Source organism: Colwellia sp. BRX10-1 (genome assembly GCF_014077545.1).
Classification (GTDB): Bacteria; Pseudomonadota; Gammaproteobacteria; order Enterobacterales; family Alteromonadaceae; genus Colwellia_A.
This window is the reverse complement of sequence record NZ_JACGWC010000023.1, coordinates 1-23,243: the sequence shown is the minus strand read 5'-3', so window position 1 is coordinate 23,243 and position 23,243 is coordinate 1. Positions and strand designations below refer to the sequence as shown.

Annotated in this window: 18 protein-coding genes and 1 pseudogene; 8 read left to right on the top strand and 11 right to left on the bottom strand. The window is 40.0% G+C overall.

Features of this window, described 5'->3' with window-relative positions:
- Nucleotides 1–68: 68 nt before the first annotated feature.
- The 3 genes from H4J75_RS15695 to H4J75_RS15685 all read right to left on the bottom strand — a co-directional run bounded on the left by H4J75_RS15695 (nt 69) and on the right by H4J75_RS15685 (nt 5,964).
- Nucleotides 69–3,605 (bottom strand): sensor histidine kinase, encoded by a 3,537-nt coding sequence (locus H4J75_RS15695; protein ID WP_182222658.1) that lies wholly within the window; start codon nt 3,603–3,605, stop codon nt 69–71.
- Nucleotides 3,606–3,799: 194 nt separating this feature from the next.
- Nucleotides 3,800–5,020, bottom strand: a complete 1,221-nt coding sequence (locus H4J75_RS15690) for a diguanylate cyclase (RefSeq protein ID WP_182222657.1) — start codon at nt 5,018–5,020, stop codon at nt 3,800–3,802.
- 572 nt (nt 5,021–5,592) lie between these two features.
- Nucleotides 5,593–5,964, bottom strand: a complete 372-nt coding sequence (locus H4J75_RS15685) for a hypothetical protein (protein ID WP_182222656.1) — start codon at nt 5,962–5,964, stop codon at nt 5,593–5,595.
- Nucleotides 5,965–7,053: 1,089 nt separating this feature from the next.
- Here H4J75_RS15685 and H4J75_RS15680 point away from each other — a divergent pair.
- The gene (locus tag H4J75_RS15680) at nt 7,054–7,461 is read left to right on the top strand and encodes a hypothetical protein (RefSeq protein ID WP_182217767.1); all 408 of its coding nucleotides are present in this window, start codon (nt 7,054–7,056) and stop codon (nt 7,459–7,461) included.
- Nucleotides 7,462–7,888: 427 nt separating this feature from the next.
- Nucleotides 7,889–8,377 (top strand): DUF2141 domain-containing protein, encoded by a 489-nt coding sequence (locus H4J75_RS15675; RefSeq protein ID WP_259366916.1) that lies wholly within the window; start codon nt 7,889–7,891, stop codon nt 8,375–8,377.
- Between the two features lie 285 nt (nt 8,378–8,662).
- Here H4J75_RS15675 and H4J75_RS15670 read toward each other — a convergent pair whose 3' ends face one another.
- From H4J75_RS15670 to H4J75_RS15645, 6 genes are all read right to left on the bottom strand, one after another.
- Nucleotides 8,663–8,872: a hypothetical protein gene (locus H4J75_RS15670; protein WP_182222654.1), complete on the bottom strand. Its 210-nt coding sequence runs from the start codon at nt 8,870–8,872 to the stop codon at nt 8,663–8,665.
- A 445-nt stretch (nt 8,873–9,317) separates the two neighbouring features.
- Complete coding sequence (locus tag H4J75_RS15665) at nt 9,318–10,055, bottom strand: SDR family oxidoreductase (protein WP_182217761.1); 738 nt, start codon at nt 10,053–10,055, stop codon at nt 9,318–9,320.
- Nucleotides 10,056–10,130: 75 nt separating this feature from the next.
- Entirely contained in the window at nt 10,131–10,733 is a 603-nt protein-coding gene (locus tag H4J75_RS15660) for an SDR family oxidoreductase (RefSeq protein ID WP_220465339.1), read from the bottom strand.
- A gap of 93 nt (nt 10,734–10,826) precedes the next feature.
- The gene (locus H4J75_RS15655) at nt 10,827–10,994 is read right to left on the bottom strand and encodes a hypothetical protein (RefSeq protein WP_182222653.1); all 168 of its coding nucleotides are present in this window, start codon (nt 10,992–10,994) and stop codon (nt 10,827–10,829) included.
- A gap of 723 nt (nt 10,995–11,717) precedes the next feature.
- Nucleotides 11,718–12,668, bottom strand: coding sequence for a mechanosensitive ion channel family protein (locus H4J75_RS15650; RefSeq protein WP_182217758.1), 951 nt, complete (start codon nt 12,666–12,668; stop codon nt 11,718–11,720).
- Nucleotides 12,669–13,078: 410 nt separating this feature from the next.
- Nucleotides 13,079–13,864, bottom strand: coding sequence for a PRC-barrel domain-containing protein (locus tag H4J75_RS15645; RefSeq protein ID WP_182217757.1), 786 nt, complete (start codon nt 13,862–13,864; stop codon nt 13,079–13,081).
- 220 nt (nt 13,865–14,084) lie between these two features.
- Between H4J75_RS15645 and H4J75_RS20280 the strand changes: the two are divergent.
- The 5 genes and pseudogenes from H4J75_RS20280 to H4J75_RS15625 form a co-directional block, all read left to right on the top strand.
- A pseudogene (locus H4J75_RS20280) lies at nt 14,085–15,128 on the top strand (multicopper oxidase domain-containing protein); the annotation flags it as partial.
- An 84-nt stretch (nt 15,129–15,212) separates the two neighbouring features.
- Nucleotides 15,213–15,980: a multicopper oxidase domain-containing protein gene (locus tag H4J75_RS20440; RefSeq protein ID WP_310733793.1), complete on the top strand. Its 768-nt coding sequence runs from the start codon at nt 15,213–15,215 to the stop codon at nt 15,978–15,980.
- A 28-nt stretch (nt 15,981–16,008) separates the two neighbouring features.
- The gene (locus tag H4J75_RS15635; protein ID WP_182222652.1) at nt 16,009–16,716 is read left to right on the top strand and encodes a copper resistance protein B; all 708 of its coding nucleotides are present in this window, start codon (nt 16,009–16,011) and stop codon (nt 16,714–16,716) included.
- A gap of 306 nt (nt 16,717–17,022) precedes the next feature.
- Nucleotides 17,023–18,516, top strand: a complete 1,494-nt coding sequence (gene prpD, locus H4J75_RS15630; RefSeq protein ID WP_182222651.1) for a 2-methylcitrate dehydratase — start codon at nt 17,023–17,025, stop codon at nt 18,514–18,516.
- Nucleotides 18,517–19,349: 833 nt separating this feature from the next.
- Nucleotides 19,350–20,480 carry a catalase family protein gene (locus H4J75_RS15625; protein ID WP_182222650.1) on the top strand — a complete coding sequence of 377 codons (1,131 nt, stop codon included), beginning with the start codon at nt 19,350–19,352 and terminating at the stop codon, nt 20,478–20,480.
- A gap of 473 nt (nt 20,481–20,953) precedes the next feature.
- Here the strand turns inward: H4J75_RS15625 and H4J75_RS15620 are convergent, their stop codons facing one another.
- Both H4J75_RS15620 and H4J75_RS15615 read right to left on the bottom strand, forming a co-directional pair.
- Nucleotides 20,954–21,322, bottom strand: a complete 369-nt coding sequence (locus tag H4J75_RS15620; RefSeq protein ID WP_259364988.1) for a rhodanese-like domain-containing protein — start codon at nt 21,320–21,322, stop codon at nt 20,954–20,956.
- Between the two features lie 50 nt (nt 21,323–21,372).
- Nucleotides 21,373–22,074, bottom strand: coding sequence for an MBL fold metallo-hydrolase (locus tag H4J75_RS15615; RefSeq protein ID WP_182217748.1), 702 nt, complete (start codon nt 22,072–22,074; stop codon nt 21,373–21,375).
- A 400-nt stretch (nt 22,075–22,474) separates the two neighbouring features.
- Between H4J75_RS15615 and H4J75_RS15610 the strand changes: the two genes are divergently transcribed.
- On the top strand, nt 22,475–22,723 hold the full coding sequence (locus H4J75_RS15610) for a hypothetical protein (protein ID WP_259366429.1): 249 nt from the start codon (nt 22,475–22,477) through the stop codon (nt 22,721–22,723).
- The last annotated feature ends 520 nt before the right edge of the window (nt 22,724–23,243 follow it).

The following is a 23,243-nucleotide window of genomic DNA, read 5'->3' as shown; positions in this document are numbered from 1 at the left end:
CTAATCCCATTAATTATATTGTTAAATATCTGGAAAAGCATCCTGAGACATCTGACATATTTGTTTGATCATAAAACAGCGCCGCTAGATTTTACAGACTCGATATCGTTATGCTGGCTAAGTGGTAAAACTAAAGTGAAACAAGTGCCAACATTTTCAGTGCTTTCTACCGACAAACTTCCTCCATGTTGTTGAATAATTTCATAACTGAGTGATAAGCCAAGACCGGTGCCTTCGCCTGCTTCTTTAGTAGTGAAAAATGGTTCAAAAATTTTAGTTATATGGCCTGTTGCAATACCTTTCCCATTATCATAAATTTTGAGTACACAATTATTATCAACAATAGCGCTACAGATGCGGATATTACCAAAATAATCATCACATTTGTTTGGTGAATTAGCTTTTATGGCTTGACCAGCATTAATTAATAAATTCATTATCACCTGATTAATTTTGGAGGGAAAACAAAATACTTCAGGATTATTTGTAAATACTAATTCAAAAAGGGTAACATCCTTATATTCGGTTTTGACCAATTCAACTGTGCTCTCTATGCATTGATTAATTGGGATGACTTCCATTTCGTCTTTATCTGAGCGAGAAAATGCACTTAATCCACTGACGATTTTTTTGATCCGCTGCGCACCTTCACCAATAATATCGAGATGTTCATGTAAAGAGATGAATTTGTGTTCAAACGCGGAAAGAACTTCCTCATCGGCATCGTCACCGGCTAAATCATATATAAATTGCTTAAAGCGTGTTAAGTCAACATCCATATTTTGACAGCTACCATAAACAAAATTGGTTGGGTTGTTAATTTCGTGGGAAATGCCTGCGCTGAGTGTGCCTAGAGAAGACATTCTCTCTTGAATTGCAATGGTTTTTTGCGCGTTTTTAAGCTCAGCGGTTCGTTCATTAACTGCTAGTTCTAGGTCAATGCTACGTTGTGTTAATATTTTTGTTTGTTGTTGAGTACGATAACGTATAAAGCTAAAAATTAGTAAACTAAAAATTAAGATAAAAATGGTTTTAGCCCATAAAGTCAAATACCAAGGTGGTAGGATAATAATTTTAATTTTTGCACCACCTTCATTCCAAAAGCCATGATTATTGCTACCTTTGACTTTAAATATATATTCGCCCGCGGGAATATTACTGTAATTAGCATGCCTGCGTTTTGCATTGGTCGTTATCCATTCGTTATCAAAGCCCTCAAGCATATATTTATATTTATTTTTTAATGGCGCGGTATAATCCAGAGAGGAAAAATCAAAAGCAAAGTTACTTTGTTGATAATTTAGCGTAATACTATTAGTAAAATTAATATTTTTAGTCAGTAAATTGTAATGTTTATTATCTTGTTTAAATGGCTGGATTTCGTCTTCATGCTCAATGTCAACTACTTTGTTATTTACGTAAAATCGAGTTAAGACTACTTCGGGAATACGGGTATTTAACTTAATGTCTTTTGGTGAAAAATATACAACACCTTCTGGGCCACAATAATATATATCACCATTTTTAGCTTGATCTGCACAGTTGATCCATTGTTTTACACTTGGTATACCATCTATAGAGCTGAAATTATAGAAACGTTCACGGTCAATATAAAATACTGAAATTCCAAATTCGGTATGTAACCACAAGCGGTTATTGTCATTTAAGTCTGCGTGAGAAGCGCTAATATTATTGTTATTCAATCCTTGTCTATGATCATAAATATCACCAATAAAGATCAACTCACCACTTTTAGTGGTAACTAAACTTCCCTTAAGCAGACCTGTTGTCAAGGTTGATAGCCAAATAGTACCATCCTGAGTTTCTGTGATAGAAGTAATTGATGTGACATATTTATTTTCACCATTTTTTAATCGTATTTTTATATTTTCAAAACTTAATTTTTGATCTTTATTTTGCTTGTTTCCTGTCTCAGTTAAATAAAATAAACGACCATCGCCGCTACCTATTAATAAATGATGTTTTGTTTCAACAATGGCGTTTATATATACTGAAAGTATTGTTTGAGCATTACTATCCAGTATAGGAACACGAAAAAAAGTGTCTTTAAGATCATCATATAAATTAATTCCCGCCTGATTACCTACCCATATACGCTGATCTGAATCTTCAATAATAACGCGATTACGCCAGTTGCTACTTAAACTATTTGGCTTTTCTTTATCATATTTATAATGAGTTTTATGTTGCTTATTAGCAGTCACTTTATAGACGCCATTATTATATAATCCTAGCCAAATACGCCCTTGTGAATCTTCTTTAAAGCCTACTACACCACCTTCATCTAAATAAAATATACTGTTTTTGTCCGGTTCGGCATTTTTATCTAAAAGTTGATAATTAATAAAGCAATGTGGTGCACAGCTATTTGAATTGACTAATATTGATTCGTTACTTTTGTTTTTACTCTTTTTATCTTTAAATTCCTTAGACAAACCGGTACCAATACCACTGAGCCATAAATTTTGTTGATTATCAAAATCTGCCGTAACCACTGCTTTACTTTGCAACATGTTTTTATTTTCAGTATTAATAGGGATGGTTTTGAACCATGTACTATTGGTATTAACTGTTTGAATAGTAAATGGAATAGATAGATACAAAATACCTTGTTGATTAATAAAAATGTTATAAATAAGATTTGTAGCTAAGCTTGTCAGATCTTCTGCGTTGTGTTGATACAAATAAAAAACTTGCTGCGTTGCACTGAATAAGCCTAATCCAGATTTAGTCGCAAACCAAATATCACCGTTATTATCTTGCTTAATGTCTTCGACATTACGAAGAGAATAATTAATAAACCTTGGCGTAATACTGTTATCATTTGCTAAATTCAATGATCCTTTTGACATATGAGTAATATTTAAACTAAACACCCCTTGATCACTAGTACCTATCCATAATGTTTGATCACTATCAGCCAATAAACTAACGACACTCATCGATTTTGAGTTATTTAAAGGTAATTTTAACTCTTTGAAAAGTGAATTTATTTTATTCAAAGCCACAGTAGAACTGTTTAGCTGTGAAATATTGACAAAATGTACCCCTAGATCACTACCAACCCAAAGATTTTGTTGTTTATCAATGACAAGACGGTTAACGACACTGTTAGTAAATGGTGCATTAGTAAAGGATAGTATTACAAAGTCATCTGTTGTTGCTTCAATACCTTCTTTTTTAGGAGTAATTTGAGTGAGTCCAACATCACTACCAACCCAAATATTATGAAATTTATCTTCGACAATAGTTTCTATAGCATTCCCCGAAAATTCATAAGCAACTTTATTATGATTAGCAGTAGGCAAGGAAAAGTGAATAAATTTTTCTGTGACGGGATCAAAACGTGATAGTCCAGCATGCTTATAACCTAACCAAATATTGCCCTGACTATCTAAAAATAAGGTGTTGATTGCATTACTTAATATTGAATTTTGTTTTTTATTCTGTATATAATGTTGCATCTCAATACCATCAAACTTATAAAACCCGCTATCTGATGCTATCCATAACATGCCCTGTTTATCTTCAATAAAATCCATTGCCACAATGTTTTCATCGATAAGAAGGTCTTGAAATTTCAATTGAGGCTTTAGATTTCCTCCATAAGCAATTGAATTACTGATAAATAAAAAGTAAAGCAAGACAAAAACAATAACGAATATGTTGAGGAAATAAGCCAATATTCTGCGTTGAATATTAGATGGTTTATAAATAGAAAAAATGTTCAAATATGGAGGTAATAGCATAACTAAACAAGGCTCACGGCTGATTTACATTACTTGATGGTTAAAGTGATATTACTGACTAAATTAATCGTGTTATTTTGAGTTAATATTTCATCTGGATCTAGCAGTTTTGTGATTTCATTCTCATTGATATTATTGTTTAGATGACTCAGTCCAACCCATGCATCTCTGCCATTATTTTTAGCTAAGTAAAGTGCTTTATCTGTAAGTTTCACTACCTGTTGCCAACTTAACGCATTTGGTTGTTCGGTAATATAAGGGTATTGAACATAACCTATTGAACAAGTTATAGAAAAGTTTGTGTATGAGTTAACAACAAATACATATTGCTTAATGGTTTTACGTAATCGCTCTGCTAGTATTTGTGCATCCGTTTGATTTATGTCTCTAACAACAATTAAAAATTCTTCTCCCCCCAAGCGTATAAATATGTCGGAACTACGAAATAAAGTTTCTAGTAAGGGTTTAATGCTTTTAAGAACTTCATCTCCATATTCGTGACCATATGTATCATTTACTGATTTAAAATTATCTAAATCGAGCATAAAAAAGGTGAGTTGTTCATTATGAGGCAAGGGGTTTGTGGTATCTTTTTGCCAATTTTGAAATGCTTTTAAAGACAGGCCGACCTTAGCATCAATATGTTTATCTAAATAGCGACGATTTTTCAATTGAGTTAACGGATCGGTTAAGCTAATGTCTTCTAGCTTTTTATAAGCTTGTTCAAGTTCGATATTTTTATCAGCAAGCTCTTTGGTTCTTTCTGCTACGATGTACTCAAGGGATAATAAATGCGTGTCATGCTTTTGTTGTAACTCAAAGTTTTCAAGTGCGCGTTCTATAGTCCATAGAAAATCGGCGCGTTCAAAGGGTTTAATAATAAATTTATAAATATTGGCTTTATTGATAGACCCGATGAAAGATTCGACATCGGTATAACCACTAACAATAATTCGCACAGATTTAGGAATTATTTTAGCTAACTGACTTAGCAATTCAACTCCACTCATGTGTGGCATGCGCTGATCACTGATCACCATACTGATGCTTTCGGGATTAGGATGTTTTTGAACAAGCTCAATCGCTTCAACCCCATTGCTAGCCTCTAAAACGATAAATTCATATTGAAGAATAGAAGTAATAACTTTGCGGTTTGCAACTTCGTCATCAACAACTAAAATGGCATGTTTTTTTATTGCTTGCTCTTGCGCTTGAATATTACGAAGCTTGTGAGTGCTAAATAATTGCAAAAAACTCTTCTTATTTATCTGACTTCATACGACAAAGAGTAAAGGGGGTGCGGCTCTTTAAACTGAGAAGCTATGAATATATTTGATAACTTAACATAGCAAATTTTATACTCGTTCCCTATAAATATTTGTAACCTTATTGATTTTAAATAGATAAAAGAACATAGGCCCCCAAAATAACAAAGAACGCAATCAAAGCCTAATCAACAAGCATAAAGTGATGGATATATCCTAACCATCTGGTTTTAAATTAATAAATTCTATTCTGGTAGGAGTTAGACGAGATAAAGACAGTTAAATTATTGTTAATGATTTTTTAGAATACACTAATTAAGCCACCCATAATAACTTTTTTAGCTTCAATATAAATCTACAGCGTGCCCGTTTCATGTTGACCTAATTAAAGGGGAAATGCTTGTGAGTGAGCTAATTTCGGGTTCGTAATGAGAATTTCAAATGGCATTCATTCACAGGTAAACCTGTGGTGCTCTATCGCTATACAATTTTCCCATAAAAAAACCGGCTGCTACCAAAATGGAAACAACCGGTCGGGAGAAGAGTCTACCTTTATCTTACATGTCCCAGAAACCGGCTTCCCCGGCGTCGTCCCATTCATTATTGTCCCAATGGCCATCCTCGTTCACGTCGTAATTAGACCACAAACCGAAGGAATACTCGCCTTCATCCAGTCGGTCGTCTTTGTTGAAGTCCCAACCATTGAACAGACCGTAGTCATGATCCGTCAAGCGAAACTCGGATTTCATCAGGTAGTAATCTCTATCCAAATCGAAGTCTGAATAAGTGCCAGCGTCTGAAAGGGTGCCATAAAACTCGTCTTTAGTGATCTTGCCATCGCCATTTTCGTCTGCGGTAGTGAAGTCCATCGCGAAGAGCGAAGTCGACATCAAGGTTGCCGCGATTGCGAGATATAGTTTATTACGCATAATTGTCTCCAGTTATTGATGATAGTTGCGTGGTAGCTCACTGAAATCATAACAGTGTACTGTTTGAACTCTAACGTGGTGACCAACTACAGTCTGTGCGATAACGTACTAAAAGCGCTAGACGTATTAAACGTTACCCAAATCTATTACGACGACCCGGGGCTATCGAACAGCGACGTGCTCAAGTGCTACGTGGGACTGCTCTGCAAAGCGAAGAGCAACTTCGAGGTGATTGATGCCTGTCGCAAACTAAAGAAGACACCTCACTCTGGTTCACAGGTGCAATGGCAAGAATGAGCATATTATTGACTTTTGACTCTATTCTAGAAAAGGCAACTAACGACCTAAAACGGTCGTAAGAGCATTCGAACTGAGCGAAAAATAATCATACGATTAATTAAACTTGACTGACGGCAATGAGCTTGCAGGAGACATCAAGTCACCATACCTGCCGTTAAAATTCTAACCTAAAACTATTTACCAGCTACTAAACCAAAACCAAAATCGTTATTTGAAATATTCTGAAACCATTGATTATAAATGGAAAAATCATAGGTAACCCTAAACGACGTTACACTCAAACAAAACACACGGTGTAAAATAATACATATAGAAAACCCCAGGATTTTCCAATTTGTGTGTTCGCTAGAGTACAGACTTCCAGATTAATTATGCGTATTGTTTTACCATTCAAAACATTAGAAGACTAAAGTCAACTGAGTCGAGTCGAATAAATTACACGTAGTAAGACCCATTTTGGAGAACACTGATGAAAACGTTTCAGTTAATTCGAACTACCTCTTTTTATCTGACCTTTCTAATCCTAAATGGTTGCAGCGCAATCAGTTCTCAACTAATCAGCAACAGTAATGGCACAAGTCCAGTTCTCCCAAAACTTCATCACAGTCTTATCTCGACTGTGGGTGTCACGAATGACTCAATCAGCAATGCGCTGAAGTCGCCACCTCCAGATTCAAATCAATAGCATGGTCATTGTGGCCATAATAAAAGGAGATGATGAATAAAATCTAATATCTTTGCATTGTGCAATTAGATTATAGAAAAATTAAGTTAATAAGGAATCAGATCATGAACAAAATTTTTTTAATAGCTTTCATTGGATGGGTGACATTTTTAGCTGGTAGTGTATTCGCAAAAGAGGTAATTCTCGATACAGGAGAAACATATCGCCAGGGAAACCTCACTGTCACCTGCGGCATAGCGTTAACAGAGCATGTCCCGCAGGCTCTAAAAGAATGCCAACACTGGGACGATTTTAATAAAAAGTGCCTGTTTGAAAAAAAGACTTATATATACAAAAATCTACAATGCGTTGAAGAATGTCAGTACTGGGAAAAGTTTGACAGCACCTGTCATTACCAAACAAAGTGTTCTTTCGACCCACGGCAGAACTGGTTTGTTCGAACCACATGCGATAATTTTGACGACTTCAACAATACCTGTGTGAGAACAAATGATATAAAAATAGTGCAATGATACAAAAAAGGCCTTGTTATCGGTAACGACCTCAATATTTTCTATCAACCTAAAAAATTAATCCAAGGGGAATGTTATTGAGCCTGGGGCATGAACACGCTGGGTAACTAATATTTAATGCTATGCTGGTTAACGTACCATGTAGTAATTGATGCTCCTAGGCCGCATTGTTGATTTTGAGGCAAAATGGATAATATTGGACTCAAACGGCAAAAATTGCTGAACAATTTAATAAACGCTGACCACGACCAATGAGAAAAATTGAAGTTCATTGGTTTTACCAAGGTTGCGGCAGTAATCAGCCTTATTGCTTGCAACCCGTCGCAGGTTATCAAGACGTTAGGCGTATAATCGCGGATCCTACCAAGCCAGAGAGAGCGGAGCTATGAGGGAACTAATGAGTGAATCAACTAATCGGAGGTCTACGTTGGCCAAGACTTTCAGGCATCCTGTGACGCGTTTATCTAAAAGAGGCCGGTGTTTAGCATGTTGGGCCGTGCTGGTGTTTGCGCATCTTCCCGCCATCGTTTTTGCCCAATCATCGTGCTCCGGAATTCAAGTAAAAATTCCGAACATTAAAAATAACACTGGAGTTGTAGCTTGTGCGCTTTTCGAATCTTCAGTAGGTTTCCCTACTGAATTTTTGCACTCTGCAACCAATATAATGATGATGAAAATTCGAGATACGCAGGCGCGTTGCAACTTTTTAGATATCCCTCCGGGAACGTATGCCTTGGTTGTCATTCATGATAAAAATATGGATGGTAAGCTTGGCACAAATTTGCTAGGGGTGCCGACAGAAGCCTACGGTTTTTCAAGTGGTGCAAAGGCCTCGATGAGCGCACCTTCGTTTGAAACCGCTAGCTTTACGTACGATGGGGAAAACCTTGATCTAACAATTAAATTGACTTATTGAGCGACCTTTCCGTGAATACCTAGGCATTGTTTCAATCAGGCAGGACCATTGATAATTTACTGTGCTTAACAAATTGTTGCACCAGACATTTGACCTGCAATCCATGTTTTCTGTCGAAAAAACAGGTTTCCTCTCAAATACCCTTGAACTCACGCGTTAGTAGCAATGCAAGTTTTGAGGCAGCTCGCAGTATGATAATAATGCTTGAAAATTCTAATCAAATTGTTGCTCATCAAATTCATATTATTTTTCAAAACTTTTATAAGGTTGAAACTCAGCTTATTTCTATTCTTGATTTTCCACAGGGATGTCTTCTAATATCTTCAAAATCGCGTGATTATTTCCTAATTTGGCTAGGTCAATGAGGTAGCTTTTTTCAAGTTCTTGCATTACTTGGCCTGCCAGTAATTCTTTGAGCCGTTGTTCTTCGTTATTGGCAATGGTAGTTTTTATGGCGGCAAAGCTAGTTATGCTTTGGTCGTTGTTGTTTTCCATTCGTCGCACTCCCTTTTTGTTGGTTAATTAAAACATTAGCTTACTTTTAATTCCCACCATAGGGGGATGACTTTTGGAATGCAAGTTTCTACAGGGTTTATTCCGCACATTGCGATAAAAGAGTTGAATCGCGTTGCAGGTAATTTTGACCGAACTCATGGATTAGGTCGGCATCAGGGATAGACAGTTGATACTCGTCGTTTGCTTCACCTCAGAGTAAAAAAGGATTTACTGAGAAATGAGAACATATACACTAAGGCAGCGGATCCTTCCGCTCTTCCATTACTTCCTTAGCATCCGTAAATCCGTTCGAGCCCGCGCTAAAAAATCATTCTCCAGTGTTGGCTTCCAATATAAGTGTTTTAACAGTATGCCCTAAGACGCTGTAATTCAGAACTTTTACCATACCACTCTATTGCTCCTGTCCAATAGAGTGGCTGCCTGGTTAGAGCGGCTGTCTGGTGGGACGGATGATAATCTCGTTGACATCAACATCTGCCGGCTGCTCGATTGCATAAGCAATTGCACGCGCAATCGCATCAGAGTCAATTGCCATCTCGTACATTTCATCAACACCCTTAGCAGTATCGGGGTCGCTGATTTTACTGGTCAGTTCGGTCGCCACAGCTCCAGGCGAAATATTGGTGGAGCGGATTTCCCCTTCGCCTTCCTGACGAATGCCTTCTGATAACGCCTTAACGGCAAACTTGGTTGCGGAATAAACGGCGGACGCGGGAAAGACCTTATGCCCAGCTACCGACGACAGATTGATGATGTGGCCGACATGCTGCTCGCGCATGGTCGGCAGCACAGCGGCAATACCATAGAGCACGCCTTTGATATTGACATCAACCATCTTCTCCCACTCGTCGACCTTGAGCTCATCGAGGGGCGACAGCGGCATCAGGCCAGCGTTGTTGACCAGCACGTCGATGCGGCCATACGCTTCCTTCGCTGCCTTGGCCAGCGACTCAACCTGAGCGCGTTCAGTGACGTCGGTAACCTGATAAATAGCGTCACCACCCTGCTCCTTGATCGTATCACGCAACTCCACAAGGCGTTCCTCACGGCGGGCAGCAAGCACCAGCTTGGCGCCACCTTTTGCCAAGCGTTGCGCTGTGGCTTTACCGAGACCACTGCTGGCACCGGTAATGATGACGACTTTGCCATTGATTTCTGACATTGGTTTTCTCCTGTTGAAATGAATTATTAAATATTACAAGTTATAGGTTCCAAGCTTGATGTTACGCCGTGACAGTCATGCGGACCGCATATTCTGCGCCATACCGTCGTAACAGCCTGTAGTGGCGGCCTCCACCAGCACATGGGCCACATCTGCTCGGGACGCCTTTGCTGATTTATCGACGTCCTCGCCCAAGATCACATCAGTGCCGCGACCCTTGTTGGTCAGTGCTACGGGGCGCAGGATCGAGTAGGTCACTCCGGAAGCCTTAAGGTATTCGTCCGCTTCGTGCTTGGCATTCAGGTAAGGGGCCAGATCACCGGTTGGGTTGGACAGATCTGCGCCGATCGAACTGAGCATCACGAAACGTTTCACGCCTGATTCCAGCGCCAGATCAATCAGTCGTTTGGCGCCGTCCCGATCCACTTTTTTGGTCATTTCAGGGCCGGTGGTTCCGCCGGAGCCTGCAGCAAAGATCACCGCGTCCATGCCGTCGCACAGGCCGGTTTTCAGTTCTGTAAGATCACTATGGCGAACATCTACCCCCAAGGGCAACGAACTGGTATCCGAACTTTCGCGAACCAGCGCTGTTGGTTTATGGCCCTGTTCTATCAGGTACTGGGCCAGAAACTGGCCCGTTTTTCCGGTGGCACCGGCGACAAGAATGTTCATACTCATAGAAAAATCCTTAATGTTAAATTAAATGTTCGAAATTAGGTAGTTAAAGCCAGGTTATGGCAGGAAAATCGACTTTACGTTGACCAATTTTTTTTATTCCAAAGCCACCGTGTGGACGTTTCTCGTCCTTTGAAAAGATCCCACCGACCAGTCAATAGCTTTTTCATTAGCAAGCCGATCCGTCGCTTGTATTTCGGTAATTATGTCGTAGGTATGGGTTTCTTTTTCGGTCGCAGGATTAATGGTGGTGATTGTCGACATGGTTGCTCCTTCCGGGTCTGATAGGCAAACGCCGTTGGCGTTAGCTCAAGTGTATTATCAGTCCGTTGGAGTGAGTTGTCTGTTCGCTTACCAACACTACCGCGAGCAAACATCAACGAGCCGATGTTAGTGGCGAATAAATGACCCAAAGAAAAAAGTACAAAAGAATAAACCACATACCTGATCTATTTAACATGATCTGATTTTGTTGGGTTCAGGGTCATTGGATCAACTGTTGAAGCAGGTTAATGGATGAGAAGGTTAGGATTTGATAGTGTTAGGTATCAATTTTATCCAGTAAATCGACAAAAAGCGCTAGACAGGCACGTTGACTTCCACTCTTTGTGATAAAAATGCGGGATCAGTGAACAAAGAAAGGCAACCAGTTTCTAATGATAGCAATCACCGCATATCACACGCTTAAAATCATACTCGAGACGACCACAGCACAAAAAATCATCAAAATCTCGCTCAACGTACTTTGGTATGCGCTTATATTTAAATCTCAGAGAAAAACCTGAACGTCGGCTATCTCAGTGTTACCGACCTACAAGCCTTCTGCAGCAAACATGTACTACAAGCAGAAAGCCAATGGCCAACTGTTTTTATAGAGTTCAATGAGCGTTCAGCCAGCCTTATAAATGATTTGGGCAGTGTAAATAAATTAGTCAGATGCGACAAAGCGGACGTTTAGTTAATGAAAGTTTGCTCTGATCCCAGAGGTTACTTTTCATTTTCAGACGATGATGACTTTTTTGAGTCTGCTGATTTATCTTCTGAATTTTTTTTCGACAACATGGTATTGAGCTTTTCACCACCTTTGGCGCCAAAATCCAATGTTCTGATAGGAAATGGAATTAAGATATCAGCTTTTGCCAGCGCTTTATTGATTTCTACAACCGCCGTATGGCGAGCTTTCATAAAGCCAGTGTCGCCTGGATAGTCAATCCAGAACCAGACAACTAAATTTATACTGCTGTCTGCAAACTCCTTGGCAAACACGGCAGTTTCTTCTTTTTTTATAACAAAATCACAGACATTTATCGCTTCTTCAATAACTCCAGCTGCCTTTTCTGGGTCGTCTGCGTAAGAAATACCAACGGGTACTTCGATTCGCCTGCTGCCTGTGGTCGTATAATTTGTTAGTACGTTTCGAAACAAGATTTTATTTGGAATAACTTCTATCTGGCCAAAAAACGTTTCTACTAATGTGTTACGTAAATTAATTGTTTTTACTATGCCAAGCACATTTTCTGCTTCAACCACATCGCCAATTTGAAATGGCTTACGAATACCCATCGCAATACCGGCAATAAGATTCTCTGCCATATCTTGAAAAGCAAAACCAAGTGCTAAGCCAATGATACCAGCGCCAGCTAAGAGTGATGTTACTGTGCCGGTTAACCCCAAAAATTCTAGGGCGATAAATAGCCCTGTGAACAGCACAAGCATCTTCATAATAGACGTAAGTAGATCAGCAATTTGTTCAGATTCTAGGGTTTTATGAAGCACTTTTCGAACGGCTCTGCCAACATATTTAGCCAGTAAGCCAAAAAATATGACTAAGAGAATGGCGACTATAAAATTGGGTAAGTGTTTAATGCCAGCTTCCAGCCAGCCTTGTAATTTTTCGTCAATTAACTGCCAGAATTTATCTAATACAGAGAGATCCATTAATATTATTCCCGTTATTTTTTATCATTATCCTTTAATGTAGATTCAGCCAGTGTATTAGCTTATCTAGTGTCGAATATAGGTAAAATAAAACGTCATTTTTCATAAAATGAAAATACATGTTGCCTCATGTTTTCCATACTGACATCTCTTTTATATCCAAGTCGGCGAACTGTCGTCTATTACTCAAAACTTCTCAGAATATGCTAAGGCAACAGATTTTTCTTGCTCTCAGTGTTTGGGGGCTTATAACCCCTTATCAACTTTTAGATTATGAACAAAATTTTTGGATGGATTTATTGCTCGAAATAAGTACATATGTCTCAGTTATCCATTTTTGGCCTAAGAATATGATTTTTCAAATGCTAGAAAGTAAGAAAGCAGAAATCCATCATAGAGAGGTAATAATGTTATTTATCATTGCGACTATAATGAGTTTGCAAATTTTTCTCATCTTCAAAACTAAAAGGCACTGAGGGATCGAACGTTGGTGCATCTTTCACTTGCTGCTGCGTCATATCAACATAAATTTTAGAGGTAGGCCAACTCACCTCTTTAATCCATTTAGGCGCAATTAAAACCAGATGACCCAACCACCAATTACTGGTGTTAATAATCAAATAACGAATAGCCCAAGTGTCGATATCTATCAACATACCTTGCAAGTGACCCAATTCACCGTCTATTGCATCAAGGTGATAACCCACTACGGCATGACTGCTGCGTAGATGATGATCATTATCCCGTGATAGTGCAGCCTTGATGTCTGCGGATATCTCTGGGTTATCTAAGTTATCTGGCTTTGGCGCGACACTATAATAACCAAGTGCCATCATGTTAGGACTAGATTCACTTCCCCAAATACCTGTGTTACCCCAGTAATGTTCGTAACCATAATATTCCATATGATCGACCTCATGCTGCCTAGAGACCGGTTTTTCGCTTTCTATATCAGGGCTGTTTTTTACCTGTTCTCTTGAGATTGTGACAGTAAGCGTTTTATCTTTCTGATTAAACTCTTTGATTGATATGGGTGAAAGCAATATTTTTTTGCTTGATAACCAAGACCCCGTTTCCACCACCAAATATCGGATCACCCAATGCTTATCATCAAAATAAAGATCTTTGGTCAATCCAATATCGCCATCAGAGGCCTGAATGGCGATATTTTTTAAATCATTAATTGTATGTAACATGATGTATTTGCTCCAGATTAAAGGTTGAAAACAATAAATAATTGCTTTATTAATAGAGTCAACATTTCTCAGTTTGCATCAAATATCCTATTCAATCTGTTCGGTGTCGCACCGAACGAGGGTGAATATTAGCTTAATCTGGATCCATCTATAAATTTTATGATGAACGACCATTTTCACCTTCAAACAAAGCCTTTTATTTATTATTTTTAAGGAGTTAATGATGACCTCTTCAACTAAAAACACACACTCGATAATTAATCGACGTCAATTTGTCCGCGGTTTAGCATTAACTTCAGTAGCGGCTGCCGTTGCATCAAACATTCCATCAACCTTTGCCAGCAATGAGTTTATCTCGCAAGGCTCGACTAAGTTCAATCCAAAACAACCCATGTTAACGGGAACTGAGTTTGATTTAACCATTTCCGAAACGACCGTTAATATTACCGGCACTCCCGCTTTAGCAACATTGGTTAACGGCTCTTTACCTGCACCAACACTTGTTTGGCATGAAGGTGATGAAATCACACTCCGCGTGACTAACAAATTAATGGTAGATTCCTCTATTCATTGGCATGGGATTATTTTGCCAACGAATATGGATGGTGTACCTGGCTTAAGTTATGACGGCATTAAGCCCGGTGAAACTTATGTCTATCAATTCACCGTAAAACAAAATGGTACCTATTGGTATCACAGTCACTCCGCGTATCAAGAGCAAACAGGTGTCATCGGTGCAATTGTTATTTTACCAAAAAAACAAGAACCTGTTCACTCCGACCATGACTATGTGATTCAACTCTCTGACTGGTCAGATACCCCTCCTGAAACCATTTATGCAAACCTTAAAAAGATGGGTGATTACTATAATTTCCACCAAAGAACGGTCGGCGATTTTTGGAGTGAATTAAAACAAAAAGGATTTTCTCAAGCCTGGAAAGATCGTTCAATGTGGAACAACATGAAAATGTCCGATCGAGACTTGTCAGATGTAACTGGCGCAACCTACACCTATTTAATGAATGGGCTCTCCCCTAATGCACATTGGCGTACCGTGGTGGAATCTGGCAAGAAAGTAAGATTGCGTTTTATTAATAGCTCTTCTATGACGTTCTTTGATGTACAGATCCCTGGTTTAAAAATGACCGTTGTGGCTGCTGATGGAAACTTAATCTAACCGGTAGAGGTTGATGAATTCCGCATTGGTGTAGCAGAAACCTATGATGTCATTGTGGAACCTGATACAGATAAACAAGCTTATGCGATTTTTGCTCAAGCCATTGACCGTTCCGGTTATGCGATAGGCTCCATCACCTCTAATGCTTCAAAATTGGCGTCTGTCCCAGCAATGGATCCATTACCTATTTTAAGCATGACAGACATGGGTATGGAAATGGACGGCATGGATCAGAGTGGTCAGGATATGCTTACTGGCATGCAAATGAATGGTAAGAATCAGAACGATAATGACATGTCTGGTGGCATGCAAATGGGCCAGGATGTCAGCAATGCTTATTATTCAAAAAATGCACAGACTATGTCTAACATGAATGTTAATTTAGATGACGAGCAAATTCCAATGGATATGAATCCAAAACTACCTCTCATTGATGTGCCTGAAAAAGAAGGCCCACAAATAGCGATGCGTGCCACTGGCGCAAAATATCGGCTAGATGATCCAGGCGTTGGCTTACGAAATAATGGCCGCAAGGTCTTAACCTATGCCGATTTAAAAAACCTTTATCCGACACGCCATGAACCTAAACCCACTAAACAACTGCTATTGCACTTAACGGGCAATATGGAGCGTTATATGTGGTCAATTAACGGCATCCCCTATGGTGAAGCACAACCATTAAAGTTTAACTTCGGTGAGCGCATTCGCGTTACGTTTATTAATGACACCATGATGAATCACCCTATGCACTTACACGGTGTATGGAGTGATTTAGAAACGGGAGATGAAAATCATATTCCTAGAAAACATACAATCGTTGTACAACCAGGTTCCAAAATCAGTTATCGAGTGACTATGAACGCTCGTGGTGATTGGGCATACCACTGCCACATGCTCTATCACATGATGGGTATGTTTAGACGTGTACAAATCCGATAGTCAAATTCAGTATTCTAGGAGAAATATAATGAAAAAATTATTCAGAGTAATATTACGCACCATATTTATCTCGTCCATACTAATGACATCACAAGTGCATGCAGGTGGAGAAAGAGACCCTTTATTAACGTACTTTCTAATGGATACGCTTGAAATTAGCGACCAAACTGGCAACCCTACTTCTTGGGGTGTCACGTCTTGGATAGGTAAGGATTGGCACAAACTCTACCTTAAATCCGAAGGGGAAACACTTCATGGACAAACCGAATCTGAGAACCAGCTACTCTACAGCCATCCCATTGAAAAATATTGGGATCTTCAAATGGGGGTTGGTTATGACACGACTCCTGAAAAAAACCAAAACTGGGCCGTAATCGGTTTACAAGGCCTTGCCCCTTATTTCTTTGAAACTAATGCAGCAGTGGTGTTCAACGACAAAAATATTGGTTTTAGATTCGAAACGGAATACGAGGCTTTATTTACTCAAAAACTGATATTAACGCCCAGCCTAAAACTCAGTGCCTATTCTTCCGATGATGCATCTATGGGAATTGGATCTGGATTATCATCTGCTGAACTAGGGTTGCGTTTACGCTATGAATTTTCTAGAAAATTTGCGCCCTACATCGGGCTTAAGTTTAATCAAGCCTTTGGTAAAACAGCCGACTACCTAATCGCCGAAGGCGGTAAGAAATCCGACACCAGCCTTATCGCAGGTTTAAGATTCTGGTTTTAATTCAAGGTATTATTTCAATAATACCGTCAGGCTTATTTACAAATAAGCCTGAGACTTTGCAAATAGGCAGAACACTATAAGAGTATTACTCGCGGCTCAATAACTGCGGCTCACGCTCATTTGACACTCACGCAAACAGTAGGCCAAATGGTTTTTTCAAAACCGACTTTTCACCTTAATGACTTTAGAGTATAGGTAAAAGAAAAACGTCATTTTTTATAAAGTGACGATACATATTAAATCCGCCAGGATAAAAGTATCGAATTATCATCTCATCTTAAAAAATCAAACGAATAAGGATAAGAAATGAATAGTAATACAGATATTAACAACCGTCCCGATTACGATCATGTCATCCAAGATATCGCAGATTATGTCATGAATTTTGAAGTCACTAGCGAAGAAGCGCTCGATACCGCGCGCAACTGTTTAATGGACACCCTCGGTTGCGGATTGCTAGCGCTGCGCTTTCCTGAATGTACAAAACACCTTGGTCCTATCGTACAAGGCACCCTTGTGCCTAACGGCGCGCGAGTGCCAGGAACATCGTTGTCGCTCGACCCGATTAAAGCCGCTTGGGACATAGGTTGTATTATCCGCTGGCTCGATTATAACGACACTTGGCTGGCCGCTGAATGGGGACATCCATCGGATAATTTAGGCGGTATTTTGGCAGTGGCTGATCATTTATCTCAGGTCAGACTATCGAAGGGCGAACAGCCTTTTACCATGCGAGAAGTGCTTGAAGCCATGATCATGGCGCATGAAATTCAAGGTGTAATAGCGCTAGAAAATTCTTTTAATCGCGTTGGTTTGTGCCATGTATTGTTAGTTCGAGTCGCCTCAACGGCAGTTATCACAAAAATGATGGGCGGCAATAGAGAACAAATCATGGCGGCGGTCTCGCAAGCTTGGGTCGATGGCTCTGCGCTGCGCACCTATCGTCACGCACCCAATGCGGGTTCTCGTAAATCTTGGGCCGCGGGCGACGCGACCTCAAGAGCTGTGCGTTTGGCCGACATGTCGATGCGCGGTGAAATGGGTATTCCAAGCGTATTAACCGCTCCGCAGTGGGGCTTTTACGACGTCTCTTTTTCGAAGACGAATAAAGACCAAGCACTTAAACCAGAGGCTGAACGTCAGTTTTCGTTTTCTCAAGAGTATGGTTCTTACGTGATGGAAAACATTTTGTTTAAGATTTCTTTCCCCGCAGAGTTCCATGCGCAAACTGCCGCGGAAGCTTCGGTTATCCTGCATCCTGAGGTGAGAAATCGCTTAGCGGATATTAAGAAAATCGTCATTCGAACCCACGAATCGGCCATTCGCATTATTTCTAAAACAGGTGCACTTGCTAATGCTGCAGATCGTGACCACTGTTTGCAGTATATGGTTGCGGTGCCGCTGGCGTTTGGAGGGCTAACCGCCGAACATTACGAAGACGACTTTCACAAGGCACATCCCATCATTGATGAACTGCGCGATAAAATGGAGGTTGTCGAAGATAAACGCTTTACCGCAGAGTATTTAGAAGCAGATAAACGCGCTATCGCTAACGCCATTCAAATTTTTTTCAACGATGGCAGCAGCACAGAAGAAGTGCTAGTGGAATACCCTGTGGGACATCGTCGCCGGCGCCAAGAAGGGATCCCGCTATTGGAGCAAAAGTTCAAAGCGAACTTAGCGACGCGGTTTCCGAACCATCAATGCAAAACTATTTTCACGCTGTGTAAAGATCAAGCCGCGCTTGAGTCCAAAGCAGTAAACCGCTTTATGGACTTGTTTGTTATTGCTTCAGTTTAAGCCCTAGCTGATCCAAACCGCAGCATTACAGCAGATAAATTTATATTGCTAATCGTAAGCGATAACTTTAAAACGAAAAATTAACAAGGCGTAACTAACGGGTTCTAACATGACTGTTCAAAATGAACACAGTATAGCGAATTTTGTAATCTTGAAAACTGCCATAGTAAATGGTTAAGAGGAGTTGATAAAAGAATTATTATCAAAAATACCGGTGCAAGAACTTGAAAAAAGCTATTTGCTCGACTTAGCCAAACTTAATGATAATCGCGTTATCATTAAGTTAATCAAGAATATTCCCAAACAGAAATAGTTATGCAAAGTGACTACTAAACGGAATAGCTTTGTTAAATATTTGCAGTCATAGGAGCGCAACGTTATTGGTCTTGTAGTAATCAAGCGGGACCAGACGTAGCTGATGTGGTTTATAGGTAAAATAAAATGTCGTTTTATAAAGTAACGATACATATTCCCTCATATTTACATCTCTTTTATATCCTTGAGGGGGTGGAAATCGGCGATTTTTCATCTATTACTCAACTGTTTTCACATAATTTAGAATTTAAAACAAGCGCCTCAAAACCGCTCTTTAATATTACCCCATCGATCACTAAGTGCGCCGCTGATTCTGTTTTTTATTATTCATTTTTAACCTCGTATAAGTGCGTGTGTATAGGTAGAATAAAACGGTGTATAGTAGAAGTGCTAGGAGGAATCCGATTAAATATTATTGACTAGGATTGACAATAAAATGTGCTTTCTATCCGTTTTGTTCAATTTTCAGTATTCACGTTTTACCTGCCTATTCGTTAAGCTATTAAAGGAACATTCATATGAAACTGTTGACGCCACTCCTATCATTTCTTCTCATACTGGCTGGTTGCAGTTCACCAGCAAATCAGTCTCAGAACCGTTCCGTTGAAGAAATTGCGACTATTGAAAATATCTATCCCGAGGCAGATGCCGCCTTAGGGGAAAAACTATATCCACATGAGGCACTTTTAGCCGACGAAACAGCTGACCTCATTGAAGGTATTATCCGCCATCGATATACCAATGGAGAAGCCAGGCGTGATGTTCACCCCAAAGCTCATGGCTGTTTAAACGCAGAGTTTGACGTGCTAGACGATTTACCTAAATCATTAAGCCAAGGTGTATTCCAAGCAGGTAAATCCTATTCCGCGTGGGTGCGTTTTTCTAATGGAAATCCTGATCCTGATCGCCCGGACATTAAAGGGGACGCAAGGGGGATGGCAATAAAGCTGCTTTCTTCGCCAGCCGAGGCTGGCTGGCACATAGCAGATAAAAGCACAGTGCAGGATTTTATCTTAATTAATCACCCTGTCTTTCCGGTTAAAGAACCTGAAACCTATGTGGCCGTACATCGAAATTTATCGTCTGACGGATTTTGGGATAAATTGGCAATACCCTTTAATTTGGGACTTCAAGGTTCACTTATTGGCCTCGAGTTGACTAGCAAAAAAATTGCCAACCCTTTACATACACGGTATTGGTCTGAAGTTCCCTACCAGCTTGGGATGGGACAGCAGCGGAAAGCCGTGAAATACTCAGTTCGCCCATGTACAGCCACGACAAATGAAGCTCCCGAGGAAGCCGGTGCAGATTATCTTCGCGAGGCGATGAAGACGAGCCTTGACCAAAATCCAAGCTGCATGGAGTTTCTGGTTCAACTTCGAGAAAACGACGAAATGAGTGTCGAAAATTCCATGATCGAATGGCAAGAAGTGCAGGCACCTTTTACTGTTGTAGCGCGTATCCACTTTCCTAAACAGACCTTCGATACAGATGCACAAAATACATTTTGCGAGAACCTAGCTTTCAATCCTTGGAACAGTTTATCCGAGCATAAGCCTTTGGGCGCCATGAACAGAATGCGAAAAGTTATCTATGAGCGAACAAGAAAAGTTCGACGGGAAATGAATTCAGTGGTTACCGTTGAATAGATTTTGGGGGCGAAGATCAGGTCAAGCAATGGGAGAAGGTTCACAGTTGATCCCTGGTTTCATTCAATGATGCTGACATAACGTCGTATCACGGGATCTGGCGGTTCGGCTTTACCAATAACTGCCAGATATCCAAAAGATTAACTAGTTGCCTTGGAGAAATAAATTTAATCTAAGTCTTTTTAAACTCGACTGAATTTTTACGAAAAAAGTGAACTGAATACTCTTACTCATCGCATTAGCCAGCATGCGACTGGTTTTATTGAACACGAGGGCTTATTCGTGAGGGATGATGACAATGGTTACCTGGCTTTGGATCGTCTTCCAGCCGATCAATAGCCAATCCCATACCCATATCGTTCATCATATTTCTGTTCTCTCCAGTTGACATTCCGTGAGACCACGCAAGCGGGACCCGTCTGCGTGCTCCGAGTTGCTATCGCACAGGCACATGCCTATGTTTGTGTGGAAATTTAGTCCGGCTTATTACAAGGTAGTCCGGTAGCCTGCAAATCGTCAAAGCCTGCTTCCGATGCAAGAGCTGCAATGTAGCCCATTTGTCGTAACGTTGCTGCGGCTAGCGCGGCACGTCCACCGCTGGCACAATAGGTGACTATAGGCCGTTGGTGATCGCTTTCTTCGTCGGAAATTTTCATTTCCAATACACCACGAGGTATAGCGACGGCACCTTCCAGATGGCCTTCCTGCCACTCATTGGGTTCACGAACATCGAGCACTAGCGCACCGCTGCCACGCAGAGCCCTTACCTTTTCAAGGTCGACGGTGTCAACCACTTTTTTGGCTTCATCGATCATTTGTTGTGCAGTTAAAAACGTAAGCATAAAAATTTCTCCTGATTGTAGTGTGAATGAATGTTCAAACTGTTAGTTCGCTATGCATCTGCAGCTAAACCGCAGCCAAGGTTCGCCGGAACGGCCACATCCATCATCTTAGGATCAGGCAGATCCAGGTTGTTCATAATGTCGATATATTCCGCACGGCTCTTGCCGGCTAATCGCGGGTTATGAGCCTTTTCCTCAGCAACGCTGCTGCGGGTCCAGCCCTTATAATCGTGCGCCGGGTATACCAGCGTTGAATCCGGTAACGTAAATATTTTTTTAGTAATAGAATCATAGCTTTGACCAGCGTCACCACCTTGAAAGTCGGTTCGGCCACTGCTACGAATCAGCAGCACGTCGCCGGTGAATATTGCTGGACGCTCGCTGTGAAGCAAAAAGCTATAAGACTCATCGGTATGGCCAGGTGTGTACAACGCTTCTAGATCAATACCATCCAACCGGATGTGCTCGCCCTCCCGAATGGTTTCAGACATACAGTCCGCTTCTGTCTGTTCGCCCATTACAGTGATGCAACCGGTCTTTTCTCGCAACTTTCCAAGACCGGTGATGTGATCCGCATGGGTATGAGTATCGATGGCTCGCACTAATCGAACATCGAGTTGTTCGACTAGTTTCAGGTACATATCCACCTTATCTATTACCGGGTCGATTAGTAACGCTTCGTGGCCACTATCGCTAGCCAACAGATAGCTATAAGTGCTGGATTCAGAATCAAAAAATTGGCGAAATAACATGTTTATCTCCCATTCATATTTAGTGTGTAAATAACAGTACTAAACGCGATATCGAAAGGTATTTGTAATTGCACACTGAATCCATACATGGGTAACTCCTATATATTGGCTGAACCAATATCAATAATAAAAAGCAGCCTTATTGGTAAAGGCAAAGTAAAGGTTACCTTATCGTTGTATTTATAATTACTCTGTACGTTAACGTACTTAATAAAAGATTTTTGGCGCCTATGTAGTCGTTACAATAAAGTAGTAGTAAGACAAAAGAAGCGTTTCTATACCCAATATCACTATAAAGCATTTAAATAAAACCCAAAAAGGCGACTTAATCGTTTATGACAGAGGTTATCCTGTCGTTTGGTTTTATAAATATCATAGGTTAAAAAGTGTTAATTTTTGCATGCGCATTGTTAAAAGCTCTAATGTTATTAAAGCGTTTTTAGAAAGTGGGAAATATAATAATATCGTTGATTTTCCTTGTGCTGAAAAGTCTCTTCGTCGATGTAGGAAAGATAAAATATCGACCGGTTCACTACATTTAAGATTAGTACGAGTTGATCTACCATCTTGTGAACCAGAAGTTTTAGTTTCATCATTAACAGATTTACAAGCTTATCCTACTGCTCTTTTTGCTGATTTGTATTTCTAACGCTAGGGTGTTGAAGAAGATTACAAGATATTGAAAAAAAAGCAAAAAGCCCGTTACTTTCGTAATGGGTTTTTCTTTATTTGGCGGTGAGAGTGGATTTGAACTCTACTCGAAGGTTTAGTGCTATAAACCCTTATTTAAAATTCCTAACTATCAAAAAGCAAAAAACCGCTAATCTTTCGATTAGCGGTTTTTCTTTGTTTGGCGGTGAGAAAGAGATTTGAACTCTACTCGAAGGTTTAGTGCTATAAACCTTATTTAAAATTTCTAACTATCAAAAAGCAAAAAACCGCTAATCTTTCGATTAGCGGTTTTTCTTTGTTTGGCGGTGAAATAGAGATTTGAACTCTACTCAAGGTTTAGTGCTATAAACCCTTATTTAAAATTTCTAACTATCAAAAAGCAAAAAACCGCTAATCTTTCGATTAGCGGTTTTTCTTTGTTTGGCGGTGAGATAGAGATTTGAACTCTAGAAGGGCTATAAACCCTTGCTGGTTTTCAAGACCAGTGCTTTCGACCA